General features: G+C 66.8%; 17 protein-coding genes. 13 read left to right on the top strand and 4 right to left on the bottom strand.

What is annotated here, in order from left to right; genetic code table 11:
* Positions 1-69 precede the first annotated feature (69 nt).
* Genes FBY21_RS11510 through FBY21_RS11500 form a run of 3 tightly spaced genes read left to right on the top strand, consistent with a single transcriptional unit; the run spans position 70 to position 4,820 of the window.
* Positions 70-1,665: an FAD-binding oxidoreductase gene (locus FBY21_RS11510; RefSeq protein ID WP_142011119.1), complete on the top strand. Its 1,596-nt coding sequence runs from the start codon at positions 70-72 to the stop codon at positions 1,663-1,665.
* Positions 1,666-1,668: 3 nt separating this feature from the next.
* Positions 1,669-3,240, top strand: coding sequence for a glycerol-3-phosphate dehydrogenase/oxidase (locus tag FBY21_RS11505; RefSeq protein ID WP_142011116.1), 1,572 nt, complete (start codon positions 1,669-1,671; stop codon positions 3,238-3,240).
* Positions 3,241-3,260: 20 nt separating this feature from the next.
* A complete protein-coding gene (locus FBY21_RS11500; protein ID WP_044405102.1) occupies positions 3,261-4,820 on the top strand; it encodes an FGGY-family carbohydrate kinase in 1,560 nt (519 codons plus the stop codon).
* Positions 4,821-4,911: 91 nt separating this feature from the next.
* On the opposite strand, the gene FBY21_RS11495 is transcribed toward FBY21_RS11500, so the two are convergent.
* Complete coding sequence (locus FBY21_RS11495; protein ID WP_142011114.1) at positions 4,912-5,610, bottom strand: pirin family protein; 699 nt, start codon at positions 5,608-5,610, stop codon at positions 4,912-4,914.
* A gap of 207 nt (positions 5,611-5,817) precedes the next feature.
* Here FBY21_RS11495 and yegS point away from each other — a divergent pair, with 207 nt between their 5' ends.
* From yegS to FBY21_RS11480, 3 genes are all read left to right on the top strand, one after another.
* Positions 5,818-6,723, top strand: a complete 906-nt coding sequence (gene yegS, locus FBY21_RS11490; RefSeq protein WP_142011111.1) for a lipid kinase YegS — start codon at positions 5,818-5,820, stop codon at positions 6,721-6,723.
* A gap of 131 nt (positions 6,724-6,854) precedes the next feature.
* A complete protein-coding gene (locus tag FBY21_RS11485) occupies positions 6,855-7,781 on the top strand; it encodes a chemotaxis protein CheV (RefSeq protein WP_044405093.1) in 927 nt (308 codons plus the stop codon).
* Between the two features lie 78 nt (positions 7,782-7,859).
* Complete coding sequence (locus FBY21_RS11480) at positions 7,860-8,663, top strand: MOSC domain-containing protein (protein WP_142011109.1); 804 nt, start codon at positions 7,860-7,862, stop codon at positions 8,661-8,663.
* 75 nt (positions 8,664-8,738) lie between these two features.
* Here FBY21_RS11480 and FBY21_RS11475 read toward each other — a convergent pair whose 3' ends face one another.
* Entirely contained in the window at positions 8,739-10,667 is a 1,929-nt protein-coding gene (locus FBY21_RS11475; RefSeq protein WP_044405088.1) for a transglycosylase SLT domain-containing protein, read from the bottom strand.
* 180 nt (positions 10,668-10,847) lie between these two features.
* Between FBY21_RS11475 and FBY21_RS11470 the strand changes: the two genes are divergently transcribed.
* The gene (locus tag FBY21_RS11470; RefSeq protein WP_142011107.1) at positions 10,848-12,773 is read left to right on the top strand and encodes an ATP-binding cassette domain-containing protein; all 1,926 of its coding nucleotides are present in this window, start codon (positions 10,848-10,850) and stop codon (positions 12,771-12,773) included.
* Between the two features lie 23 nt (positions 12,774-12,796).
* The gene (locus FBY21_RS11465; protein WP_044405081.1) at positions 12,797-13,483 is read left to right on the top strand and encodes a DUF6901 family protein; all 687 of its coding nucleotides are present in this window, start codon (positions 12,797-12,799) and stop codon (positions 13,481-13,483) included.
* A 19-nt stretch (positions 13,484-13,502) separates the two neighbouring features.
* On the opposite strand, the gene FBY21_RS11460 is transcribed toward FBY21_RS11465, so the two are convergent.
* Positions 13,503-13,946, bottom strand: coding sequence for a universal stress protein (locus FBY21_RS11460; RefSeq protein ID WP_044405078.1), 444 nt, complete (start codon positions 13,944-13,946; stop codon positions 13,503-13,505).
* Between the two features lie 89 nt (positions 13,947-14,035).
* Here FBY21_RS11460 and FBY21_RS11455 point away from each other — a divergent pair, with 89 nt between their 5' ends.
* Positions 14,036-14,473 (top strand): hypothetical protein, encoded by a 438-nt coding sequence (locus FBY21_RS11455; RefSeq protein ID WP_142011105.1) that lies wholly within the window; start codon positions 14,036-14,038, stop codon positions 14,471-14,473.
* A 20-nt stretch (positions 14,474-14,493) separates the two neighbouring features.
* On the opposite strand, the gene FBY21_RS11450 is transcribed toward FBY21_RS11455, so the two are convergent.
* Positions 14,494-15,306, bottom strand: coding sequence for a hypothetical protein (locus FBY21_RS11450; RefSeq protein ID WP_074968597.1), 813 nt, complete (start codon positions 15,304-15,306; stop codon positions 14,494-14,496).
* 472 nt (positions 15,307-15,778) lie between these two features.
* Between FBY21_RS11450 and fadB the strand changes: the two genes are divergently transcribed.
* The 4 genes from fadB (at position 15,779) to topA (ending at position 22,236) form a co-directional block, all read left to right on the top strand.
* Positions 15,779-17,926, top strand: a complete 2,148-nt coding sequence (gene fadB, locus FBY21_RS11445) for a fatty acid oxidation complex subunit alpha FadB (protein ID WP_044405068.1) — start codon at positions 15,779-15,781, stop codon at positions 17,924-17,926.
* Between the two features lie 30 nt (positions 17,927-17,956).
* On the top strand, positions 17,957-19,132 hold the full coding sequence (gene fadA, locus FBY21_RS11440; protein ID WP_044405065.1) for an acetyl-CoA C-acyltransferase FadA: 1,176 nt from the start codon (positions 17,957-17,959) through the stop codon (positions 19,130-19,132).
* A gap of 136 nt (positions 19,133-19,268) precedes the next feature.
* Entirely contained in the window at positions 19,269-19,505 is a 237-nt protein-coding gene (locus tag FBY21_RS11435; protein WP_044405062.1) for a DUF1653 domain-containing protein, read from the top strand.
* Positions 19,506-19,626: 121 nt separating this feature from the next.
* Entirely contained in the window at positions 19,627-22,236 is a 2,610-nt protein-coding gene (gene topA, locus FBY21_RS11430; protein WP_142011103.1) for a type I DNA topoisomerase, read from the top strand.
* Positions 22,237-22,276 lie beyond the last annotated feature (40 nt).

Raw genomic sequence — 22,276 nt, 5'->3', positions numbered from 1 at the left:
CTGCGGGGCGGCTGGCTAGTATAGGCAGCCATCGAAAACCTTCGAAACAACCAGGACAAGGAGAACGGGATGCGACGCTGGAACGGCTGGGGCGACGAGTCGACCGTGGTGGAGCTGCCGGCCAATGGGGCCGAATTCCTGGGCGCGCGGGTAGGCGCCGGGCAGGTGCTGGCGGATGCCACCCTGGAGCAGGTGCTGGCCAGCGTGCCGGCCTCGCGCCTGCCGGAGCACCCGCTGGTGAGCCAGGATGCGGAGGTGCGGGTGCGCCATGCCCGTGGCCAGAGCCTGCCGGACTGGCTGGCGATGCGCGAAGGCCGCTTCGAGGTGTTCCCCGACGGCGTGGCCTTTCCCGAAAGCCCGCAGGACATCCGCGTGCTGATGGCCTGGGGGGCCCAGCACGACGTGGTGCTGATTCCCTACGGTGGCGGCACCTCGGTGGCCGGGCACATCAACCCGCAGGCCTCCAGCCGCCCGGTGCTGACCCTGTCCCTGGCGCGCATGAGCCGCCTGCTGGAGCTGGACGAGGCGAGCCAGATCGCCACCTTCGGCCCCGGTGCCAACGGCCCGCAGGTGGAAAGCCAGTTGCGCGCCCGGGGCTTCACCCTGGGGCACTTCCCGCAGTCCTGGGAGCTGTCCACCCTCGGCGGCTGGGTCGCCAGCCGCTCCAGTGGCCAGCAGTCGCTGCGCTACGGGCGCATCGAGCAGTTGTTCGCCGGCGGCACCCTGGAGACCTTCGACGGCCCGCTGGAGCTGCCGACCTTCCCGGCCTCGGCGGCCGGGCCGGACCTGCGCGAGCTGGTGCTGGGCTCCGAGGGGCGCTTCGGGGTGATTTCTGAGGTCAAGGTGCGGGTGTCGCGCCTGGCCGACCAGGAGCGTTTCTACGCGGTGTTCCTGCCGGACTGGACGCGGGCGCTGCAAGCGGTGCGGACCCTGGCCCAGGCGCGGGTGCCGCTGTCCATGCTGCGCCTGTCCAACGCCATCGAGACCGAGACCCAGCTGGCCCTGGCCGGGCACCCGGAGCGCATCGCGCTGCTGGAGAAGTACCTGGCCTTCCGCGGGGCGCGCGCCGGCAAGTGCATGCTGACCTTCGGCGTGACCGGCTCGCGGGTGCAGAACGCCGCCTCGCTGCGCCAGGCCAAGGCGCTGCTGAAACCGTTTGGCGGGGTGTTCACCGGCACCCTGCTGGGCAGCAAGTGGGCGGAGAACCGCTTCCGCTTCCCCTACCTGCGCCACGCCCTGTGGGAGGCCGGCTACGTGGTGGACACCCTGGAGACGGCCACCGACTGGTCCAACGTCGACGCCCTGATGGGCAAGGTGGAGGCCAGCCTGCGCGAGGGCCTGGCGGACGAGGGCGAGCGGGTGCACGTGTTCACCCATCTGTCCCACGTCTACGGCGAGGGTTCGAGCATCTACACCACCTACGTGTTCCGCCCTGGTGCGAGCTACGAGACGGCCCTGGGCCGCTGGCAGCGCCTCAAGTTCGCGGCGAGCGAGGTGATCGCCCGCAACCGCGGCACCATCAGCCACCAGCACGGCGTGGGCCGCGACCACGCGCCCTGGCTGCCGTTGGAAAAGGGAGTGCGTGGAATGGCCACGCTGCAGGCCATGGCCCGTCACTTCGACCCGGACGGCCGCCTGGCGCCCGGCGTGCTGCTGCAGGACTGAGCCGTGGAAACCTGGAACGCCGCCTGGCGGGCGGCCGCACTGCCGGCGCTGGCGGCGCGGGAGTGGGACCTGATCGTGGTCGGTGGCGGCATCACCGGGGCCGGCATCCTGCGTGAGGCAGCGCGGCGGGGCTGGTCCTGCCTGCTGCTGGAGCAGCGCGACTTCGCCTGGGGCACCTCCAGCCGCTCGTCGAAGATGGTCCACGGCGGCCTGCGCTACATCGCCAAGGGGCAGATCGGCCTCACCCGCGACTCGGTGCGCGAGCGCCAGCGGCTGCTGGCGGAAGCGCCCGGCCTGGTGGACCCGCTGAGCTTCGTGATGCCCCATCGCGGCGGCTTTCCCGGTCCCCGGGTGTTCGGCACGCTGCTGGCGTTGTACGACGCCCTGGCCGGGGTGCGCAACCACCGCTACCACCCGCTGCCGCAGCTGCGCTTCCTGGCCCCTGGGCTGGGCGAGGCGGGGCTGCAGGGCGGGACCCAGTTCTTCGATGCCGTGACGGATGATGCACGCCTGGTGATGCGGGTGCTGGCCGAGGCCCGGCGCGAGGGCGGTGAAGCCCTCAACGGGATGCGGGTGCTGGAACTGACCCGCAACAAGGGGCGGGTGACCGGCCTGGTGGCGGAGGACGCCGAGGGCGGCGAGCGGCTGGCGTTTCGCAGCCGCGCCGTGGCCCTGGCCACCGGCGCCTGGGCAGACGAGCTGCGCCGTCGCGAGGGGCCGGAGCACATCCGCCCGCTGCGGGGCAGCCACCTGGTGTTGCCGGCCTGGCGCCTGCCGCTGGCCCATGCCATCAGCTTCATGCACCCGGATGACGGGCGTCCGGTGTTCGTCTTCCCCTGGGAAGGCGCGACCGTGGTGGGCACCACCGACCTGGACCACCGCACGGGGCTGACCGAAGACGCAGCCATCAGCGCCGAGGAAGTCGACTACCTGCTGGCCGCCTGCGCCGCGCAGTTCCCGGATGCCGCCATCGGCCGCGCCGACGTGCTCTCCACCTGGGCAGGCGTGCGGCCGGTGGTCAGCGATGGGGCCGAGGGGCGCAAGCCCTCCGACGAGAAGCGCGAGCACGCGCTGTGGACGGAGCCCGGCTGCGTGACCCTGGCCGGGGGCAAGCTCACCACCTTTCGCCTGCTGGCCCTGGAGGTGCTGCAGGCCTGCGCGCCGTTCACCGGGCGCGAAGTGGCGGACCACGGTTCGGCGGTGTTCACGCCGGCACCGCTGCCGCCCCTGCCGGTGGGCGCGGGTTTGCAGCGGCGCCTGGCGGGCCGTCATGGCCCGGAACTGGCGCGGCTGGCGCCCTGGCTGGAGCGCTTGGGGAGCGAGCGGGTGGGCGGCAGCGAGGTGCTCTGGGCCGAGCTGGCCTGGGCGGCCGAAGGCGAGCTGGTGCTGCACCTGGATGACCTGCTGCTGCGCCGCACGCGGCTGGGCCTGCTGGTGGCGGAGGGCGGCCAGGCGTACCTGCCGCGCATCCGCGCGCTGTGCCAGCCGCTGCTGGAATGGGACGATGCGCGCTGGGCGCACGAGGAGCAGGCATACCGGGCGCTGTGGCGCCGGTACTACAGCCTGCCCGCATAACGACAAGAAAGGACGTCACCGTGAGCGAAACGAGCTACCTGCTGGCCATCGACAACGGCACCCAGAGCGTGCGTGCCCTGCTGTTCGACCTGCAGGGCAACCTGGTGGGCAAGGGCAAGGTGCCGCTGGAGGCCTACTACTCCAAGCAGCCCGGCTGGGCCGAGCAGGACCCGGACTACTACTGGTCGAGCCTGGCCGAGGCCTGCCGCCTGCTGTGGGCGTCGGTGGACATCGACCGCAGCCTGATCCGTGGCGTGGCCCTGACCACCCAGCGCGGCACGGTGATCCACGTCGACGAGCAGGGCCAGCCGCTGCGCCCGGCGATCATCTGGCTGGACCAGCGCCGCGCCGAGGCCGAGGGTCGCATCAAGGGGCCCTGGGGCTGGCTGTTCCGCCTGCTGCGGCTGGAGCCGACGGTGGACCACTTCCGCACCCAGGCGGAGGTGAACTGGGTGGCGCAGAACCAGCCGGAGCTGTGGGCGCGGACCCACAAGGTGCTGCTGCTGTCGGGGTTCCTGACCCACCGGCTGTGCGGCCGCTTCGTGGATTCGGTGGGCTGCCAGGTGGCCTACCTGCCGTTCGACTACAAGCGCCTGGACTGGGCCAAGCCGAGCGACTGGAAGTGGCAGGCGATGCCGGTGCGCCGCGAGCAGCTGCCGGACCTGTGCAAGCCGGGCGAGACCCTGGGGCGCATCACCGCCGAGGCGAGCCGCCTGACCGGCATCCCCGAGGGGCTGCCGCTGGTGGCCGCCGCCGCCGACAAGGCCTGCGAGGTGATGGGCTCGGGTGGGGTGGCGCCGGACACGGCCTGCCTCTCCTACGGCACCACGGCCACCATCAACACCACGCGCCAGCGCTACCTGGAGACGATTCCGCTGATCCCGCCTTACCCGGCGGCGGTGCCGGACCACTTCAATACCGAGGTGATGATCTACCGCGGGTTCTGGATGGTCAGCTGGTTCAAGCAGGAGTTCGGCCTGCGGGAAATGCAGCGGGCGCGGGAGCTGGGGGTGGAGCCGGAGGCGCTGTTCGACGAGCTGGTCAACGGCGTGCCGCCCGGCTCCATGGGGCTGACGCTGCAGCCGTACTGGTCCCCGGGCATCCGTGAGCCGGGGCTGGAGGCGAAGGGGTCGATCATCGGCTTCGGCGACGTGCACACCCGGGCGCACATCTACCGGGCCATCCTCGAAGGGCTGGCCTACGCCCTGCGCCAGGGCAAGGAGCGCATCGAGAAGCGCTCCGGCACGCGCATCACCCGGCTGCGGGTGTCTGGCGGGGGCTCCCAGAGCGATGCGGCGATGCAGTTGACGGCGGACATCTTCGGCCTGCCGGCGGAGCGGCCCCATGTGTTCGAAACCTCGGGGCTGGGGGCGGCCATCGACTGCGCGGTGGGCCTGGGCCTGCACCCGGACTTCCCCACGGCCATCGCGGCGATGACGCGGGTGGGGCAGGTGTTCCAGCCCAACCCGGAGGCGCGGCGGGTGTACGAGCAGCTGTACCGCGAGGTGTACCTGAACATGTACCGGCAGCTGAAGCCGCTGTACCAGAAGATCCGCGACATCACCGGCTACCCGGCCTGAATGGAACCGGGGCACGGGTGTGTCGTGATCCCGGGCTACGGCTTGAACGGAACGCCCCCGGTGGTTGCCACCGGGGGCGTTCTGCTTCGGCTCAGGCCACGTCCACCAGCACGATCTCGGTGTCTTCCTGGGCGCTGAAGGACAGGTGCGTTTCATCCTTCACGGCGACGCCGTCCCGGGCCTGGGCGGGAATGCCGTTCACTTCGTAGCGACCCTGGGCCGCCACCAGGTAGGCCTTGCGGCCGGGTTCGAGGTGGTACTCGGCGGTCTGGCCGGCCTTGATCGTGGCGGCTACCAGCCGGGCATTGGCGCGGATGTGCAGGGCATCGCTGCCTTCGTCGATACCGCTGGCGAGGGTGACGAAGGTGCCGGCGCGCTCCCCCTTGGGAAACGGTCGGGTACCCCAGGACGGCGCCGTACCGAACTCGGTGGGCATGATCCAGATCTGAAAGATGCGGGTGGTCTCGTCCTCCAGGTTGTATTCGGAGTGGGCGATACCGGTGCCGGCGCTCATCACCTGCACGTCGCCGGCCACGGTGCGGCCCTTGTTGCCGAGGTTGTCCTGGTGGGTGATGGCGCCGTCACGGACGTAGGTGATGATCTCCATGTCCCGGTGCGGGTGCGGCGGGAAGCCGGAGTGCGGGGCGATCTCGTCGTCGTTCCACACCCGCAGCTGGCCCCAGTTCATCCGCGCCGGGTCGTGGTACTCGGCGAAGGAGAAGTGGTGACGGGCATTCAGCCAGCCATGCTGGGCGGCGCCGAGTTGCTGGAAGGGGCGTACGTCGATCATGGGAATCTCCTGTCGGGCCGGGGTGGGTTGGGCTCCCCGGTGCAATGGTGGCCATGATCCATCGACTGAAGGCGGTGAAGAAGCGGGATTTCTGGGTTCCAGCTATCGATGTGTTCGATGGTTGTTTTGGATTTGGCTGACAGGCCTTTTCACTTTTTCCCTGGGGGCGTGCCTATACTCGGGCCCATTCCCGGCGTGGAGCGATTGATGACTGAGCGCAAGGCGGTGCTGGTGCTGCATGGCAAGCAGGCCATGAACGAAGAGGTCCGCGCGGCGGTGATGGCCCGCCGTGAGGCGGGCTGGGAGCTGGCGGTGCGAGTGACCTGGGAAGGCGGCGATGCCCGCCGGCTGGTGGACGAGGCCCTGGCGGCCGGCTACAGCACCCTGGTGGCCGGGGGTGGCGACGGCACCCTGCGGGACGTGGCCGAGGCCATTGCCCTGTCGGGCGAGGACGCCAGCCTGGCCCTGCTGCCCCTGGGCACCGCTAACGACTTCGCTCGCGCAGCCGGGGTGCCGCTGGTGCCTGGCGAGGCGCTGGCGCTGCTGGACGTGCCGGCCCGGGCCATCGACCTGGGGGAAGCCGACGGGCGGCTGTTCCTCAACATGGCGACCGGCGGCTTCGGTTCCAAGGTCACGGCCAACACCTCGGAGGACCTGAAGAAGGTGCTCGGCGGGGCGGCCTACCTGCTCACCGGGCTGACGCGCTTCTCGGAGGTGCATGCGGCCTTCGGGCGCTTCCGTGGGCCTGATTTCGCCTGGGAGGGGGAGTTCCTCGCCCTGGGCATCGGCAACGGCAGCCAGGCGGGCGGCGGGCACGTGCTCTGCCCCCGTGCGCGGGTGGACGACGGCCTGCTCGATCTGTGCATCGTGCCGGCGCCGCAGGACGTGGTGGGCACCCTGGGGACGCTGCTGTCGGGCGGCATGCGCGGCCTGGAGGCGGTGTCCGTGACCGCCCGTCTGCCCTGGGTGGAGGTGGAGGCGCCGGAGGGGCTGGATGTGAATCTGGACGGCGAGCCGCTGGAATGTCGGCAGGTTCGCTTCAGTGCACGCCGTAACGCACTACGCTTACATCTGCCGGAGGGTTCGCCGCTGCTACAGGCTGCCGTGCCGTGAGCCGCCTTCTGGTGTGGTGCGCCGGGGTGGTGCATGATGGCTCCCCGCCATGACGGCTACAGTTATCCCATCACCCTGCCGATAAGGTGAAGCAGCCGCAGCCCGGCTGGAATTTTCTACAGGAGCATGCAATGGCCGGTATTCTCGACACAGTCGACCAGCGCACCCAACTGGTGGGTGAGAACCGCCTGGAAATCCTCATGTTCCGACTGGTGGGCCGTCAGCTGTTCGCCATCAACGTGTTCAAGGTGCAGGAAGTCCTGCAACTGCCCAAGCTGACCCTGATTCCCCAGCGCCATCCCTACGTCTGCGGCGTGGTCAACCTGCGCGGCCATACGCTGCCGGTGATCGACCTGTCCCGCGCCATCGGCATGCGCGCGCTGGTGCCGGACCAGAACAGCACCATCATCGTCACCGAGTACAACCGCTCGGTGCAGGCCTTCCTGGTGGGGGGCGTGGACCGCATCCTCAACCTCAACTGGGAGTCCATCCAACCGCCGCCCGGTGGGGCCGGCCGCCAGCACTACCTGACGGCGATCACCAAGGTGGAGGACCAGATCGTCGAGATCATCGACGTGGAGAAGGTGCTGGCCGAGATCGTGCCCATGAGCACCCGCGTTTCGGAGGAGCGCCTGGGCAACCCGCTGCTGGAGCGCGCCCGTGGCCGCGAAGTGCTGCTGGTGGACGACTCCAACGTCGCCCTGACCCAGTTGCGCGAGACGCTGTCCCAGCTGGGCATCCGCACCCATGCCGCCAGTGACGGCCTGAAGGCCCTCAACCTGCTGAAGAAGTGGGCGGATTCCGGCGAGGTGATGACCGACAAGCTGCTGATGATCTTCACCGATGCCGAGATGCCGGAGATGGACGGCTACCGCCTGACCACCGAGATCCGCAACGACCCGCGTCTGCGTGACCTCTATGTGGTGATGCACACCTCGCTGTCCGGCAGCTTCAACGACGCCATGGTGAAGAAGGTGGGCTGCGACAACTTCCTCTCCAAGTTCCAGCCCGACAAGCTGGTCGACGTGGTGGCGGACCGCCTGAGCAAGGGCAACTGACCGCCGGGCGACGGGCTTGGCCGCCCGTCGCCGATTCCGTATAAGGGACGCTTCCGACCGCCTGATGGAAGCTGGCCCATGCTGCGTCTCACCGCCCTGTATCGCTACCCCATGAAATCCGCCATCGGCGAGTCCCTCGCGCGCGCCGAGCTGGACGGCCTCGGCCTGGCCGGTGATCGCCGCTGGATGCTGGTGGACGCCAGCAACGGGCGCTTCCTCACCCAACGTGCACTGCCGCAGATGTCCCAGCTCAGCGCCCGCTGGAACGCCACGGGTGGTCTGAGCCTGCGTGCCGCCGGCCTGCCGGAGCTGGAGGTGCCCCTGCCGGGGGCCGAGGCGGAGCTGCGCAGCGCGCTGATCTGGAGCGATGCGATGCGGGTGCCGGATGCCGGCGACGAGGCGGCCGAGTGGCTGAGCCGTTTCATCGGCAAGCCGTGCCGCCTGGTGCACGTGCCGGCCGAGCGTGCCCGGGACATTCCGGGCAGCCTGCTGCCGGAGGAGAAGGTGGGCTTTGCCGACGGCTACCCGCTGCTGCTGATCGGCCAGGCCTCCCTCGATGACCTCTCGGCCCGGGTCGGTCGCCCGCTGGAGATGCTGCGCTTCCGCCCGAACCTGGTGGTGGAGGGCAGCGGACCCTATGCCGAGGACAGCTGGAAGCGCATCCGCATCGGCGGCGTGGAGTTCAGCGTTGCCAAGGGCTGCAGCCGTTGCATCCTCACCACCATCGACCCGGCCACCGGCGAGCGCAGTGCCGACCGGGAACCGCTGACCACCCTGAAGACCTATCGGGAGCGGGAGGGCGAGGTGTTCTTCGGGCAGAACCTGATCAACCGCAGCAGCGGCACCCTGGAGGTGGGGATGGCGGTGGAGGTGCTGGAGTGAGGGGCTGACCCCGTTGCAGCAGGACGATGAAACAAGACGGGCGCCGATGGGCGCCCGTCTTGTTTCAGGAGGGGATCACTGGTCGTCGAAGAAGCGCTCGTGCCAGTCCACCAGGGGCTGCGGGGCGTTGAGCTTCTTGCCGTAGATGACCGAGTAGGACAGGACGTTCTGCACGTACTGGCGGGTCTCGTCGAAGGGGATGCTCTCCACCCAGACGTCGAAGGCCAGGTGGTTGGCGCCCTTGAGCCACTGGCGCACACGGCCGGGGCCGGCGTTGTAGGCGGCGGAGGCGAGCACGCGGTTGCCGTTGAACTGGCCGTGCACCTGGCTGAGGTAGGCGGCGCCGAGCTGGATGTTCACGTCCGGATTGAGCGCCTGCTGGGGCGAGGCGAGGGGGATGCCGAACTTGCGCGCGGTCTCCTTGGCGGTGCCGGGCATCAGCTGCATCAGGCCCATGGCGCCCACGCCGGAGCGGGCGTCGGCCATGAAGGCGCTTTCCTGGCGGGTGATGGCGAACACCCAGCTGGAATGCAGCCCGCGCACCTTGGCCTGCTGCGTGAGGGTGCTGCGGTGGGCCATGGGGAAGCGGATGTCCAGGTCGTCCCAGTACTGGGCCTGGCTGATGGTGCGGATGGCCGGGAAGTACCACTCCATGTCGTAGGCGAGCTTGGCCTGGGCGACCAGTTCCTCGCGGCTGAACAGGCGGCTGACGTAGTACCACTCGCGGCGGCCGTCGACGATCTCGCCGCGGTCATGGAACTCCATGGCCCGGCGGATGCCGGCGGTGTTGCGCACCTTCTGCATCACCTTGGGGTCGATGGCCATCGGCTTGTTGTTGAGCTGATACGGCACCTGGATGCGGTCGGCGGCGAGGAAACCGTAGAAGTCACGCTCGCGGGCCAGGGGCTGCATGAGGCGGGTGGCTTCGGCGCTCTGCGGCTGTGCCAGCTGCAGGCTGCGGGCCTGCCAGTAGCGCCAGCGGTTGGTGCTGGCCAGCGATGGCGGCATCTGCCGGGTCAGTTGGTAGGCGTCCTGCCAGCGGCCCAGGCGCAGCAGCAGGCGCGCGCGCCATTCGCTGACGGTGTCGTCGCGCAGCTTGGGGTCGTACTGGGTCATCAGCTGCAGGGCGCGGGCGTCGAAGCGCTTGGCCAGTGCCAGGCCGATCTCCCGGGCGATGGCGACCTTTTCCTCACTGGAGAAGGGCATGCGGGCGGCGTAGGCGTCCAGCAGGGTGGTGGCCTTGTCCGGGTCCTGGCGGGCCAGGCGGCGCAAGCCGAGCCCGACCACGTCGGCCATGGCACGGTCGGCGGGGCTGAAGCGGGCGGTCTGGCTGAGCAGTTGCGGGTTCTGGGCGACGTCCACCAGCAATTTGCCCTGGGTGGACAGGCTCGGCAGGCTCTTGGCCAGGAAGCTGGCCAGGCCGTAGTTGCGGGCTTCGGCCGCCAGCTTGGCGCGGCGCCAGCGCATCTGTTCGGTCATCTGGCCGTCGGCGCGCCAGAGTTCGAACAGCACGTCGCAGGCCTCGGGCTGGGACTTGCCCACCAGCCAGAGCTTCTCGGCGGTCTTGTGGCCTTCGGCCTTGAGGCCGTGCTTGAGCTGGTACTGGCCGTAGAGGCAGTCCAGCTCGGTGAAGTTCATCTTGGGGTCGTAGTGATTGACGAAGGTCTTCCAGTCGCCGCGCTCGGCGAGCCAGCGCAGCCAGCGCAGGCGCATCCAGTTGGACTGGGGCAGGTCGCCATGCTCGGCGAGGAACTTCTCGATTTCCTCGTTGCTGGCCCACTTCAGGCGGGCGGTCAGCTCGTCGTAGGCCAGGTGCGGCTCCAGCGGGTAGTCGGCCAGCGCGCTGGCGTAGCGCTTGTACGGGCCGCTGTCGCCCTTGGCCAGGGCGCGCTTGGCCTCGTCGTACATCTGCCGCTGCTGGGCGAGGGGCACCGCGTGGGCCGCGTCGAGCGTAAGGGTGGTGAGAAGCAGGCAGGAGAACAGGCTGAGCAGACGACCGCGCATGACACTTCCGGGTAGAGAAAACGTAGTGGGCGACGGCCACGGGGCCACCGGAGGTGCGTAGCTTAGCCGTTTGCCGGGTGCAGGTGGAGTCTCGTCGGAGGGGGGAAACATGATGAAAAAATGGCGGCCGTGGCGATGACCAATCGGGGTAGAATGCGCGCCCATCTTTCGGAGGCCCCCATGACCCTGCTCAAGTTCAGCGATGTTTCCCTTGCCTATGGCGCCATGCCGTTGCTGGACAAGGTGTCGTGGCAGATCGCCCGGGGCGAGCGGGTCTGCGTGATCGGCCGCAATGGCACCGGCAAGTCCAGCATGCTGCGCCTGGTGAAGGGCGAGCAGCACGCGGACGACGGCGAGATCTGGCGGGCTCCGGCGCTGAAGATCGGCGAACTGCCCCAGGAGCTGCCCCGTGCCGACGAACGTACGGTGTTCGACGTGGTGGCCGAGGGCCTGGCTGGCGTTGGCGAGTTGCTGGCCCAGTACCACCACCTGAGCCAGAACATCCGCGACGAGCACGACCTTGAGCGCCTGACCCATGTCCAGCAGGAGCTGGAGGCGAAGGACGGCTGGCGCCTGCAGCAACTGGTGGACAGCACCCTGAGCCGCCTGCAGCTGCCGGCGGACAAGACCCTGGCGGAGCTCTCCGGTGGCTGGCGCCGCCGCGTGCTGCTGGCCCAGGCGCTGGTTTCCGAACCGGACCTGCTGCTGCTGGACGAGCCCACCAACCACCTGGACATCGGCGCCATCGCCTGGCTGGAAGAGGCCCTGTCGGGCTTCGGTGGTGCGGTGCTGTTCATCACCCACGACCGTTCTTTCCTGCAGAACCTGGCGACCCGCATCCTCGAACTGGACCGCGGCAACCTGATCGACTGGAACGGCGACTACGCCAGCTTCCTGGTGCACAAGGAGCAGCAGCTGGCGGCGGAAGAGACCGCCAACGCGCTGTTCGACAAGCGCCTGGCCCAGGAAGAGGTGTGGATCCGCCAGGGCATCAAGGCCCGGCGGACCCGTAACGAGGGCCGTGTGCGTGCGCTCAAGGCGATGCGCATGGAGCGTGCCGAACGCCGTGAGCGGCAGGGGCGCGCGACCTTCCAGCTGGAGACGGCGGACAAGTCCGGCAAGCAGGTGATCGTGGTGGAGAACGTGGGTTTCGCCCACCCGGGCGGCGAGCTCCTGATCCGCGACTTCTCCATGGTGCTGCAGCGTGGCGACCGCATCGGCCTGCTGGGCGCCAACGGCACCGGCAAGACCACGCTGCTCAAGCTGCTGCTGGGTGACCTGCAGCCGACCCAGGGCAGCATCGAGGTCGGTACCAAGCTGGAGGTGGCCTACTTCGACCAGTTGCGCCATGCGCTGGAGCCGGAGAAAACGGTGATCGACAACCTCGCCGAAGGGCGCGAGTTCATTACCGTGGGCGGACAGAACCGTCATGTCCTCAGCTACCTCGGCGATTTCCTCTTCAGCCCGCAGCGCGCGCGTACGCCGGTCAAGGCACTGTCCGGCGGCGAGCGTGCGCGCCTGTTGCTGGCCAAGCTGTTCAGCAAGCCGGCCAACCTGCTGGTGCTGGACGAACCGACCAACGACCTCGACGTGGAAACCCTGGAGCTGCTGGAAGAGGTGCTGCTGGAGTTCCCGGGCACCGTGCTGATGGTCAGCCACGACCGGGCCTTCCTCGACAACGTGGTGACCAGCACCCTGGTGTTCGAGGGTGAAGGCCTGGTGCGCGAGTACGTCGGTGGCTACCAGGACTGGCTGCGCCAGGGTGGTTCGCCACGCCTGCTGGGTGTGGGCGAGGGGCGCAGTGCCAAGGCCGAGCCCCGTGCCGAATCGCCGGCCGTCGCCGAGGCACCTGCGCAGGCGGCCGAGAAGCCGGCCGGCGAGGCGCCGAAGAAGAAACTCAGCTACAAATTGCAGCGTGAGCTCGAAGCCCTTCCCGGGCAGATCGAGGCCCTGGAGGCCGAGATGGAGGCCGTCCAGCAGGAGATTTCCGACCCGGCGTTCTACCAGCGCCCCGCAGAGCAGACCCGCGCGGTGCTGGAGCGTTTCGAGCAGCAGCAGCAGGAACTGGACCGCCTGCTGGAGCGCTGGGCCGAACTGGAAGATTGATGTCTGTTTGAGTCGGAGAGCCCATGGCTGTCGAGTACCGCATCACGCTGGACGATGAACACGAGTTCAGCTATCGCATCGAGCTGGACCGGGAATATGACCAGGAGCGCGCGGCGACGGCGCCGAAGTGGACGCGCCTGGATTTCAACCAGTGCAGCAATTGCCCGCTCTCACGTGATCGCTTCAGCCATTGCCCGGCAGCCGTCGACCTGCACCGGGTGATCGAGGACTTCCACGGCCTGCCGGCCTTCAAGAAGGCGGTGTTCATGGTGCGCACGCCGGAGCGCGAGTACACCAAGCACGTCGGCCTGGAAGAGGGCTTGCGGGCGCTGCTGGGGGTGATCATGGCCTCCAGTGCCTGCCCGGTCCTGGGGCGTCTCAAGCCGATGGCCCAGCAGCACCTGCCGTTCGCCAGTAACCAGGAGTTCATCCTGAGGGCGGTGTCGCTCTACCTGGCGCGGCAGTACTTCAACATGCGTGAGGGGCGACATGCCGATTGGGAGCTGAAGGGGCTGGTGAGGCTGTTCCAGCAATTGCAGCTGGTGAACCAGGCGTTCTGGCAGCGCATCCATGACGTGTGCGAGGGGGATTCGAACCTCAAGGCCTTCCTGACCTTTTTCTCCATGGCGTCCAGCATGACCTACTCGCTGGAAACGCAGCTGCAGAAGATCCGTCCCCTGGTGATGAGTGCCGACGAAGGCTTCATGTAGGCCTTCGTCGGCAGCCGCGTTATTTCTCTGATTTGTTGAGACGCACCGCGAGCACGTCGCAAGGCGCGCCGTGGAGGACATCGTTGGCGGTGGAGCCCAGCAGCAGGGCCAGGCCGTGGCGGCCATGGCTGCCGACCACGATCAGGTCGCAGCCCTGCTCTTCGGCCAGCCGGTGGATCTCCTGGCGGGGCTGGCCGTAGGTCAGGTGGCGCTGCTCGGCGCTGATCTCGGGGTAGAGGCCGGCGAAGCCGTCGAGGCGCTCACGGGCCTGTTCGAACTGCTGCTGCTGCAGCATGGAGAGGTCCATGGGGACATCGCCGCCGAAGGCCATGGCCATGGGCTCGACGATGTGCACCAGGGACAGCCGGGCCTGGGAGGCTTGAGCCAGGGCCTGCGCGCGGCGCACGACGGGGTGGCATTCGTCGGTGAGGTCGATGGCGACCAGGATGTGCTGGTAGGGCATGGGGTGACTCCTCCTTAAGGTTGCACCTGGCATGAAGTATGGCCGCCATGGGGGCGTGCCGGCATGATTTTCATCATGGGAATGCAGTTATGACCCTGTGGTTGGTGGTGTTTCTCCTGCTCGCTGTGCTCAGTCCGCTGGTCTGGCTGTTGCCTTCCAAGGGCCAGCGCGGGCGCATGGACCTGCGCATGCAGGCCCGACGCATGGGGCTGGCGATGCAGTTGGCGCGGCAGGAATGGCCGCACTGGCTGCCGGTGGAGCCGCCGCCTTCCTGCGCGCAATTCCACCGTGCCCGCCGCCGTGGGGCCGAGGGGGCATGGGCCTATTGGCAGGTGGCACCCAGGCAGTGGGTCAACCAGTGGCGCGAGCCGTTGGAAGACCCTGTATTGCTCGGGTGTTTCGCGGGGTTGCCTGCCGATGTCTACAAGATCGAGACCACGCCGCAGATGGTGGCGCTGTACTGGGGTGAGCGGGGTACGGCGGAGGACCTCCAGCGCATCGCCGAGGTGCTGCGCGCCATCGACTGACGCGCAGCGAGCAGGGCGGCTCAGAGCTGGGCCGTGGCGTACTGGGCGGACACGCCTTCGAGGCCTTCGATGATGCTGTCCGAGTACTTGTTGATGAGGAACGGCACGCTGTTCTCGTTGTAGTTCTGCAGCGAGCGCTCGATGTAGCGCCATTTGGTGCCGATGCTGGTCAGCGCCTGGCTGATCTGCGGGGTGTTCCTGGGCTGCTGTGCCAGCGCGGTGAGCTGGCCGGCGAAGTCCCTGGCCAGTTCGTCGATGGCCTTGCCCTCCCCGCCGCCGAAGAAAGACGCGCCCACGGACGCACTGCGTGAGGCGTAGTCGACGGCGATGGTCTGCATCAGCAGGCTCTGCTGGCGGCTTTGCTGGGTCAGTGGGGGGACGACGAAGTTGCTCTCCTGCTGGATGCGGTCATAGAGCTCGCCGGCCAGTGCGATCAGCTTCTGGTTGCGCGCCGTCATGTCGGCGACGGGCTGCAGGTCGGTGAAGCCCTTGGTGCGCAGGGCGGTGACCAGGCCGCCGAGTTCGCTGGAATAGTCCTTCCACTGCTGTTGCAGCTGGGTGTGCAGGGCCTTCGAGGCGTCGCCCTGGATGTCCTTGAGTTCCTTCATGCGTGCATCGGCTTCCTGCACGGACTCGTCGATCATCCGGGCGTAGCGCTGGTCACCTTCCATGCCGTTGTACATGTAGAAGTCGCCCAGGCTTTTCAGGGCGGCCAGGCGCATCTGGTGGAGCTTGAGGAGGGTGGTACCGGGGTCGGCCGCCTGGCTCGGGGAAACCAGGCAGAAGAAGGAAAGGAGGGTGCCTAGCAGTACGGCAAGCGTGCGGCTCGTCATGGTGCTACTCCGTGTGCCCCTGGGGGCGTGTTTGTTGTTTTTATTCGGCCTGTCCCGGCCGTGCCACGGGACTCTACTCTTCATGGCTGGCCTTTGGCTAGCGTGCTCCGGCAGCTGCTGGAGTGGCCTTCCATCGACTTTCTGATGCAATGACATAAGCTCCGTGCATAGTGGTTTCGGCAACCTGCCGCATCGCTTGAAGCGCCGGTTACAGAGCGGTTTGGGCGTGGCTGGGCGGTCACGAAGCGCAATTGACAACGGAGGACTTTTCCGTGAATGTGTGCGCACCCAAATCAAACGGGCGTATGAATTGAGCGTTTGCCTGGTGGGCGCGCTCCAATGACCACGACCCGATATCGCGTCGGTGGGTGTGCCGGACCGAATCGGACTTGACCCAGGGCCCAGCCCAGGGCCGGTTCGCCGGTTGGCTCCGATGTGTACTGTTCAGCTTCCATACCGTGGAGATCAGTTGATGATTTACGAAGGTAAAGCCATCACGGTTAAGGCTCTTGAGGGCGGCATCGTCGAACTGCAGTTCGATCTCAAGGGTGAGTCCGTCAACAAGTTCAACCGTCTTACCCTGAACGAACTGCGCCAGGCCGTCGACGCCATCAAGGCAGACGCTTCGGTCAAGGGCGTCATCGTCACCAGCGGCAAGGACGTGTTCATCGTCGGCGCTGACATCACCGAGTTCGTCGACAACTTCAAGCTGCCCGACGAAGAGCTGGTGGCCGGCAACCTCGAAGCCAACAAGATCTTCAGCGATTTCGAAGACCTGGCCGTACCCACCGTCGTCGCCATCAACGGCATCGCCCTGGGTGGCGGCCTGGAGATGTGCCTCTCCGCCGACTACCGCGTGATGAGCGAAACCGCCAAGATCGGCCTGCCTGAAGTCAAGCTGGGCATCTACCCGGGCTTCGGCGGCACCGTGCGCCTGCCGCGCCTGATCGGCGTGGACAACGCCATCGAGTGGATCGCCTCCGGCAAGGAGAACAAGGCCGCCGACGCCCTGAAAGTGGGTGCCGTCGACGCCGTGGTCGCTCCGGCCAAGCTGAAGGAAGGTGCCCTGGATCTGGTCAAGCGCGCCATCGCCGGCGAGCTGGACTACAAGGCCAAGCGCCAGCCCAAGCTGGAAAAGATCAAGCTGAACGCCATCGAGCAGATGATGGCCTTCGAGACCGCCAAGGGCTTCGTGGCTGGCCAGGCCGGCCCGAACTACCCGGCGCCGGTCGAAGCGATCAAGACCATCCAGAAAGCCGCCAACTTCGGCCGTGACAAGGCGCTGGAAGTCGAGGCTGCCGGCTTCGTCAAGCTGGCCAAGACCTCGGTTGCCGAGAGCCTGATCGGTCTGTTCCTGAACGACCAGGAACTGAAGAAGAAGGCCAAGAAGCACGACGAGATCGCCCAGGACGTGAAACTGGCCGCCGTACTCGGCGCCGGCATCATGGGTGGCGGTATCGCCTACCAGTCCGCTTCCAAGGGCACTCCGATCCTGATGAAGGATATCCGCGAAGAGGGTATCCAGATGGGCTTGAACGAGGCGTCCAAGCTGCTCGGCAAGCGCGTCGAGAAAGGCCGCATGACCCCGGCCAAGATGGCCGAGGCGCTGAACGCCATCCGTCCGACCATGTCCTACGGTGACTTCGCCCATGTCGACATCGTGGTCGAGGCTGTGGTCGAGAACCCGAAGGTCAAGCACGCCGTGCTGGCCGAGGTGGAAGGTCATGTGAAGGACAACGCGATCATCGCGTCCAACACCTCCACCATCTCCATCAGCTACCTGGCCCAGGCCCTGAAGCGCCCCGAGAACTTCGTCGGCATGCACTTCTTCAACCCGGTGCACATGATGCCGCTGGTCGAGGTCATCCGTGGCGAGAAGTCCAGCGAAGTGGCAGTGGCCACCACCGTTGCCTACGCCAAGAAGATGGGCAAGAACCCCATCGTGGTGAATGACTGCCCCGGCTTCCTGGTGAACCGCGTGCTGTTCCCGTACTTCGGTGGCTTCGCCAAGCTGCTGGAGTTCGGCGTGGACTTCGTCCGTATCGACAAGATCATGGAGAAGTTCGGCTGGCCCATGGGCCCGGCCTACCTGTCCGACGTGGTCGGCATCGACACCGGCCACCACGGCCGTGACGTGATGGCAGAAGGCTTCCCGGACCGCATGGCGGTCGAGGGCAAGACCGCCGTCGACGTGATGTACGAAGCCAACCGCCTGGGCCAGAAGAACGGCAAGGGCTTCTACGCCTACGAAATGGACAAGCGCGGCAAGCCGAAGAAGGTCCAGGACCCCGAGGCCTACGAGATCCTCAAGCCGATCATCAAGGAACAGCGCGAGCTGACCGATGAGGACATCATCAACTTCATGATGATCCCGCTGTGCCTGGAAACCGTTCGCTGCCTGGAAGACGGCATCGTCGAAACCGCAGCCGAGGCCGATATGGGCCTGATCTACGGCATCGGCTTCCCCCCCTTCCGTGGTGGTGCGCTGCGTTACATCGATTCCATCGGTGTAGCCGAGTTCGTCGCCCTGGCCGACAAGTATGCCGACCTGGGCGCCCTGTATCACCCGACCGCCAAGCTTCGTGAGATGGCCGCCAAGGGCCAGAAGTTTTTCGGTTAATCGCGCAGCGAACAGAGCGAGAGAAGAAATATGAGCCTGAATCCGAGAGACGCGGTCATTGTCGACTTCGGCCGCACCCCGATGGGTCGTTCCAAGGGTGGCATGCACCGCAACACCCGTGCCGAGACCATGTCGGCCCACCTGATCAGCAAGCTGCTGGAGCGCAACCCCAAGGTTGACCCGGCTGAAGTGGAAGACGTGATCTGGGGCTGCGTGAACCAGACCCTGGAACAGGGCTGGAACATTGCGCGCATGGCGTCGCTGATGACCCAGATCCCCCACACCAGCGCTGGCCAGACCGTCAGCCGCCTGTGCGGTTCCTCCATGAGCGCCCTGCACACTGCCGTGCAGGCCATCCAGACCGGCAACGGCGATGTGTTCGTCATCGGCGGCGTGGAGCACATGGGCCACGTCGGCATGATGCACGGCGTCGACCCGAACCCGCACCTGTCCCTGTACGCCGCCAAGGCATCCGGGATGATGGGCCTGACCGCCGAGATGCTGGGCAAGATGCACGGCATCACCCGCGAGGCCCAGGACCAGTTCGGCGTGCGCTCCCACCAGCTGGCCCACAAGGCCACTGTGGAAGGCAAGTTCAAGGACGAGATCATCCCGATGGAAGGCTATGACGAGAATGGCTTCCTGAAAGTGTTCGACTTCGACGAAACCATCCGTCCGGAAACCACCCTCGAAGGCCTGGCTTCCCTGAAGCCGGCGTTCAACCCGAAGGGCGGTACCGTGACTGCCGGTACGTCGTCGCAGATCACCGACGGTGCGTCCTGCATGATCGTGATGAGCGCCCAGCGCGCCAAGGACCTGGGCATCGAGCCCATGGCCGTGGTTCGTGCCATGGCGGTCGCGGGCGTCGACCCGGCGATCATGGGCTACGGCCCGGTGCCGTCCACCCAGAAAGCGCTCAAGCGTGCCGGCCTGACCATGGCTGACATCGACTTCATCGAGCTCAACGAAGCCTTCGCTGCCCAGGCCCTGCCCGTGCTGAAGGACCTGAAGGTGCTCGACAAGATGGAAGAGAAGGTCAACCTGCACGGCGGTGCCATCGCCCTGGGTCACCCGTTCGGCTGCTCCGGTGCGCGTATCTCCGGCACCCTGCTGAACGTGATGAAGCAGAACGACGGCAAGCTGGGCGTGGCCACCATGTGCGTGGGCCTCGGCCAAGGCATCACCACCATCTTCGAGCGCGTCTGAGCCTGAAGCTGGACAAGACCGGGGCCTCGTGCCCCGGTTTTCGTTTCCGCCAATTTCTCACCAAGGCTGGCCATATCCCGTCGGAGTGGGCACCATGCGCACCTTGGCAAGCCGTCGACCGAGCACTGAGGGGAACATGAGCGTACAACCGGGACTCTATCGCCACTACAAGGGGCAGCAGTACCGCGTGATCGGAACCGCTCGGCACTCGGAGAGCGAAGAGGAGCTGGTGGTGTACCAGGCGCTCTACGGCGAGCATGGGCTCTGGGTGCGTCCGCTGGAGATGTTCACCGGCACGGTGACGGTGGAAGGCGAACAGATCGCGCGCTTCTCCCTCGTGACTGCCGAGTCGGATCCCTATCCACGCCGCTGAGTCGACTCGCCGGCCCCGGCGAACTTGACCTTGTCTCCTTCGCCACTATATATAGCGGTGCCGCCTGGGGCGGCTCCCGCCTTTGTTTATCTATCTCTCGAATTCAGGAACTTTCCGATCCATGGGCAAATCGCTGGTCATCGTGGAATCCCCGGCCAAGGCCAAGACCATCAACAAGTACCTGGGCAACCAGTACGTGGTGAAGTCGAGCATCGGCCACATCCGTGACCTGCCCACCAGCGGTTCGGCAAGTGCCACCAAGGAGCCGGTCAAGCGCGGCAAGGCCGCAGCAGCCGAAGCGCCGGCCCTCTCGCCGAAGGAGAAGGCCAAGCGCCAGCTGTTCGCGCGCATGGGGGTTGACCCCGAGCACGGCTGGAAGGCCAAGTACGAGATCCTGCCCGGCAAGGAAAAGGTGATCGACGAACTGCGCCGCCTGGCCAAGGATGCCGACACCATCTACCTCGCAACCGACTTGGACCGCGAAGGGGAAGCCATTGCCTGGCACCTGCGGGAATCCATCGGTGGTGACGACAGCCGCTACAAGCGCGTGGTGTTCAACGAGATCACCAAGAAGGCCATCCAGGAGGCCTTCTCCCAGCCCGGCGAGCTGGACATCAACCGCGTCAACGCCCAGCAGGCGCGTCGCTTCCTCGACCGCGTGGTGGGCTACATGGTCTCGCCGCTGCTGTGGCAGAAGATCGCCCGTGGCCTGTCCGCCGGTCGCGTGCAGTCGGTGGCGGTGAAGCTGGTGGTGGAGCGTGAGCGCGAGATCCGCGCCTTCGTCCCCGAGGAGTACTGGGAGGTCCATGCCGACCTGGGTACCGCCAAGGGCGCCAATGTGCGCTTCGAGGTGGCCAAGGAGAACGGCGCGGCCTTCAAGCCGCTGAACGAAGCCCAGGCCATGGCCGCGTTGGAGAAGCTCAATGCCTCCAGCTACAGCGTGCAGAAACGCGAGGACAAGCCCACTTCCAGCCGTCCCTCCGCGCCGTTCATCACCTCCACTCTGCAGCAGGCCGCGAGCAATCGCCTGGGCTTCGGGGTGAAGAAGACCATGATGATGGCCCAGCGTCTCTACGAGGCGGGCTACATCACCTATATGCGTACCGACTCGACCAACCTTTCTGCTGACGCCATCACCATGGTGCGTGGCTTCATTGAGGGCGAGTTCGGTGAGAAGTACCTGCCGGCCAAGCCGAATTTCTATTCGAGCAAGGAAGGCGCTCAGGAGGCTCACGAAGCCATCCGCCCGTCCGACGTCAACCTCAAGCCGACCCAGCTGTCCGGCATGGAGCGGGATGCCGAGCGTCTGTACGACCTGATCTGGCGCCAGTTCGTGGCCTGCCAGATGCCGCCTGCCGAGTACCTGTCCACCAGCGTCAGCGTGGCGGCGGGCAACTTCGAGCTGCGTGCCAAGGGCCGCATCCTCAAGTTCGACGGCTATACCCGTGTGCTGCCGCAGCAGAGCAAGCCGGGCGAGGACGACGTACTGCCCGACATGAAGGAAGGCGAGGCGCTCAAGCTGATCAAGCTCGACCCCAGCCAGCACTTCACCAAGCCGCCGGCGCGCTTCTCCGAGGCCAGTCTGGTCAAAGAGCTGGAAAAGCGTGGCATTGGCCGTCCGTCCACCTACGCGGCGATCATCTCCACCATCCAGGAGCGTGGCTATGTGACGGTGCACAACCGCCGCTTCTACTCCGAGAAGATGGGCGACATCGTCACCGAGCGCCTCAATGAAAGCTTCGCCAACCTGATGGACTACGGCTTCACCGCCGGTATGGAAGAGAACCTGGACGACGTCGCCCAGGGCGAGCGCGACTGGAAGAACCTGCTGGACGAGTTCTACGGTGATTTCCGCAAGAAGCTGGAGCTGGCCGAAGGCAGCGACAGTGGCATGCGTGCCAACCAGCCGACCCTGACCGACATTCCGTGCCGTGAGTGCGGCCGCCCGATGATGATCCGTACGGCCTCCACGGGCGTCTTCCTGGGATGCTCGGGCTATGCGCTGCCGCCGAAGGAGCGCTGCAAGGCCACCATCAATCTCGTGCCGGGCGACGAGATCGCCGCGGATGACGAGGGTGAGTCCGAATCCCGTGTGCTGCGTGGCAAGCACCGCTGCCCAATCTGCTCCACGGCGATGGATGCCTACCTGCTGGACGAAAGCCGCAAGCTGCACATCTGCGGCAACAACCCGGATTGCGCGGGCTACGAGATCGAGCAAGGCCATTACCGCATCAAGGGCTACGAAGGCCCGAGCCTTGAGTGCGACAAGTGCGGCAGCGAGATGCAGCTGAAGACCGGCCGTTTCGGCAAGTTCTTCGGGTGCACCAATTCCAGCTGCAAGAACACCCGCAAGCTGCTCAAGAACGGTGAGGCCGCGCCGCCGAAGATCGACCCGATCAAGATGCCGGAGCTCAAGTGCGAGAAGGTGGACGACACCTATGTGCTGCGTGATGGTGCCTCGGGTCTCTTCCTGGCTGCCAGCCAGTTCCCGAAGAATCGCGAGACCCGTGCGCCGCTGGTGCTGGAGCTGATTCCGCACAAGGATGAGCTGGATCCCAAGTATCACTTCCTGCTCAGTGCACCGGTAAAAGATCCGGATGGCCGCCCGGCTGTCATCCGTTTCAGCCGCAAGACCAAGGAGCAGTACGTGCAGTCGGAGGTGGATGGCAAGCCGACCGGCTGGCGTGCATTCTTCGACGGCGGCAAGTGGAAGGTCGAAGACAAGCGCTGAGTCCCGCTGCGCGCATGGCTCCCATGCGCGCATACTGGCA

The sequence above is a fragment of the Pseudomonas sp. SLBN-26 genome (assembly GCF_006715895.1).
Lineage (GTDB): Bacteria > Pseudomonadota > Gammaproteobacteria > Pseudomonadales > Pseudomonadaceae > Metapseudomonas > Metapseudomonas otitidis.
The sequence above is the reverse complement of the archived record's forward strand: the minus strand, read 5'-3'. Positions and strand labels throughout refer to the sequence as shown.

Excerpts from the sequence above, each read along its gene's own strand:
- FBY21_RS11465 (WP_044405081.1), top strand. The coding sequence starts at position 12,797 with ATGGCTGTCGAGTACCGCATCACGCTGGACGATGAACACGAGTTCAGC.
- FBY21_RS11435 (WP_044405062.1), top strand. The coding sequence starts at position 19,269 with ATGAGCGTACAACCGGGACTCTATCGCCACTACAAGGGGCAGCAGTAC.
- yegS (WP_142011111.1), top strand. The coding sequence starts at position 5,818 with ATGACTGAGCGCAAGGCGGTGCTGGTGCTGCATGGCAAGCAGGCCATG.
- FBY21_RS11510 (WP_142011119.1), top strand. The coding sequence starts at position 70 with ATGCGACGCTGGAACGGCTGGGGCGACGAGTCGACCGTGGTGGAGCTG.
- FBY21_RS11450 (WP_074968597.1), bottom strand. The coding sequence starts at position 15,306 with ATGACGAGCCGCACGCTTGCCGTACTGCTAGGCACCCTCCTTTCCTTC.
- FBY21_RS11480 (WP_142011109.1), top strand. The coding sequence starts at position 7,860 with ATGCTGCGTCTCACCGCCCTGTATCGCTACCCCATGAAATCCGCCATC.
- FBY21_RS11455 (WP_142011105.1), top strand. The coding sequence starts at position 14,036 with ATGACCCTGTGGTTGGTGGTGTTTCTCCTGCTCGCTGTGCTCAGTCCG.
- FBY21_RS11470 (WP_142011107.1), top strand. The coding sequence starts at position 10,848 with ATGACCCTGCTCAAGTTCAGCGATGTTTCCCTTGCCTATGGCGCCATG.
- FBY21_RS11475 (WP_044405088.1), bottom strand. The coding sequence starts at position 10,667 with ATGCGCGGTCGTCTGCTCAGCCTGTTCTCCTGCCTGCTTCTCACCACC.
- fadA (WP_044405065.1), top strand. The coding sequence starts at position 17,957 with ATGAGCCTGAATCCGAGAGACGCGGTCATTGTCGACTTCGGCCGCACC.
- fadB (WP_044405068.1), top strand. The coding sequence starts at position 15,779 with ATGATTTACGAAGGTAAAGCCATCACGGTTAAGGCTCTTGAGGGCGGC.
- FBY21_RS11460 (WP_044405078.1), bottom strand. The coding sequence starts at position 13,946 with ATGCCCTACCAGCACATCCTGGTCGCCATCGACCTCACCGACGAATGC.
- topA (WP_142011103.1), top strand. The coding sequence starts at position 19,627 with ATGGGCAAATCGCTGGTCATCGTGGAATCCCCGGCCAAGGCCAAGACC.
- FBY21_RS11485 (WP_044405093.1), top strand. The coding sequence starts at position 6,855 with ATGGCCGGTATTCTCGACACAGTCGACCAGCGCACCCAACTGGTGGGT.
- FBY21_RS11495 (WP_142011114.1), bottom strand. The coding sequence starts at position 5,610 with ATGATCGACGTACGCCCCTTCCAGCAACTCGGCGCCGCCCAGCATGGC.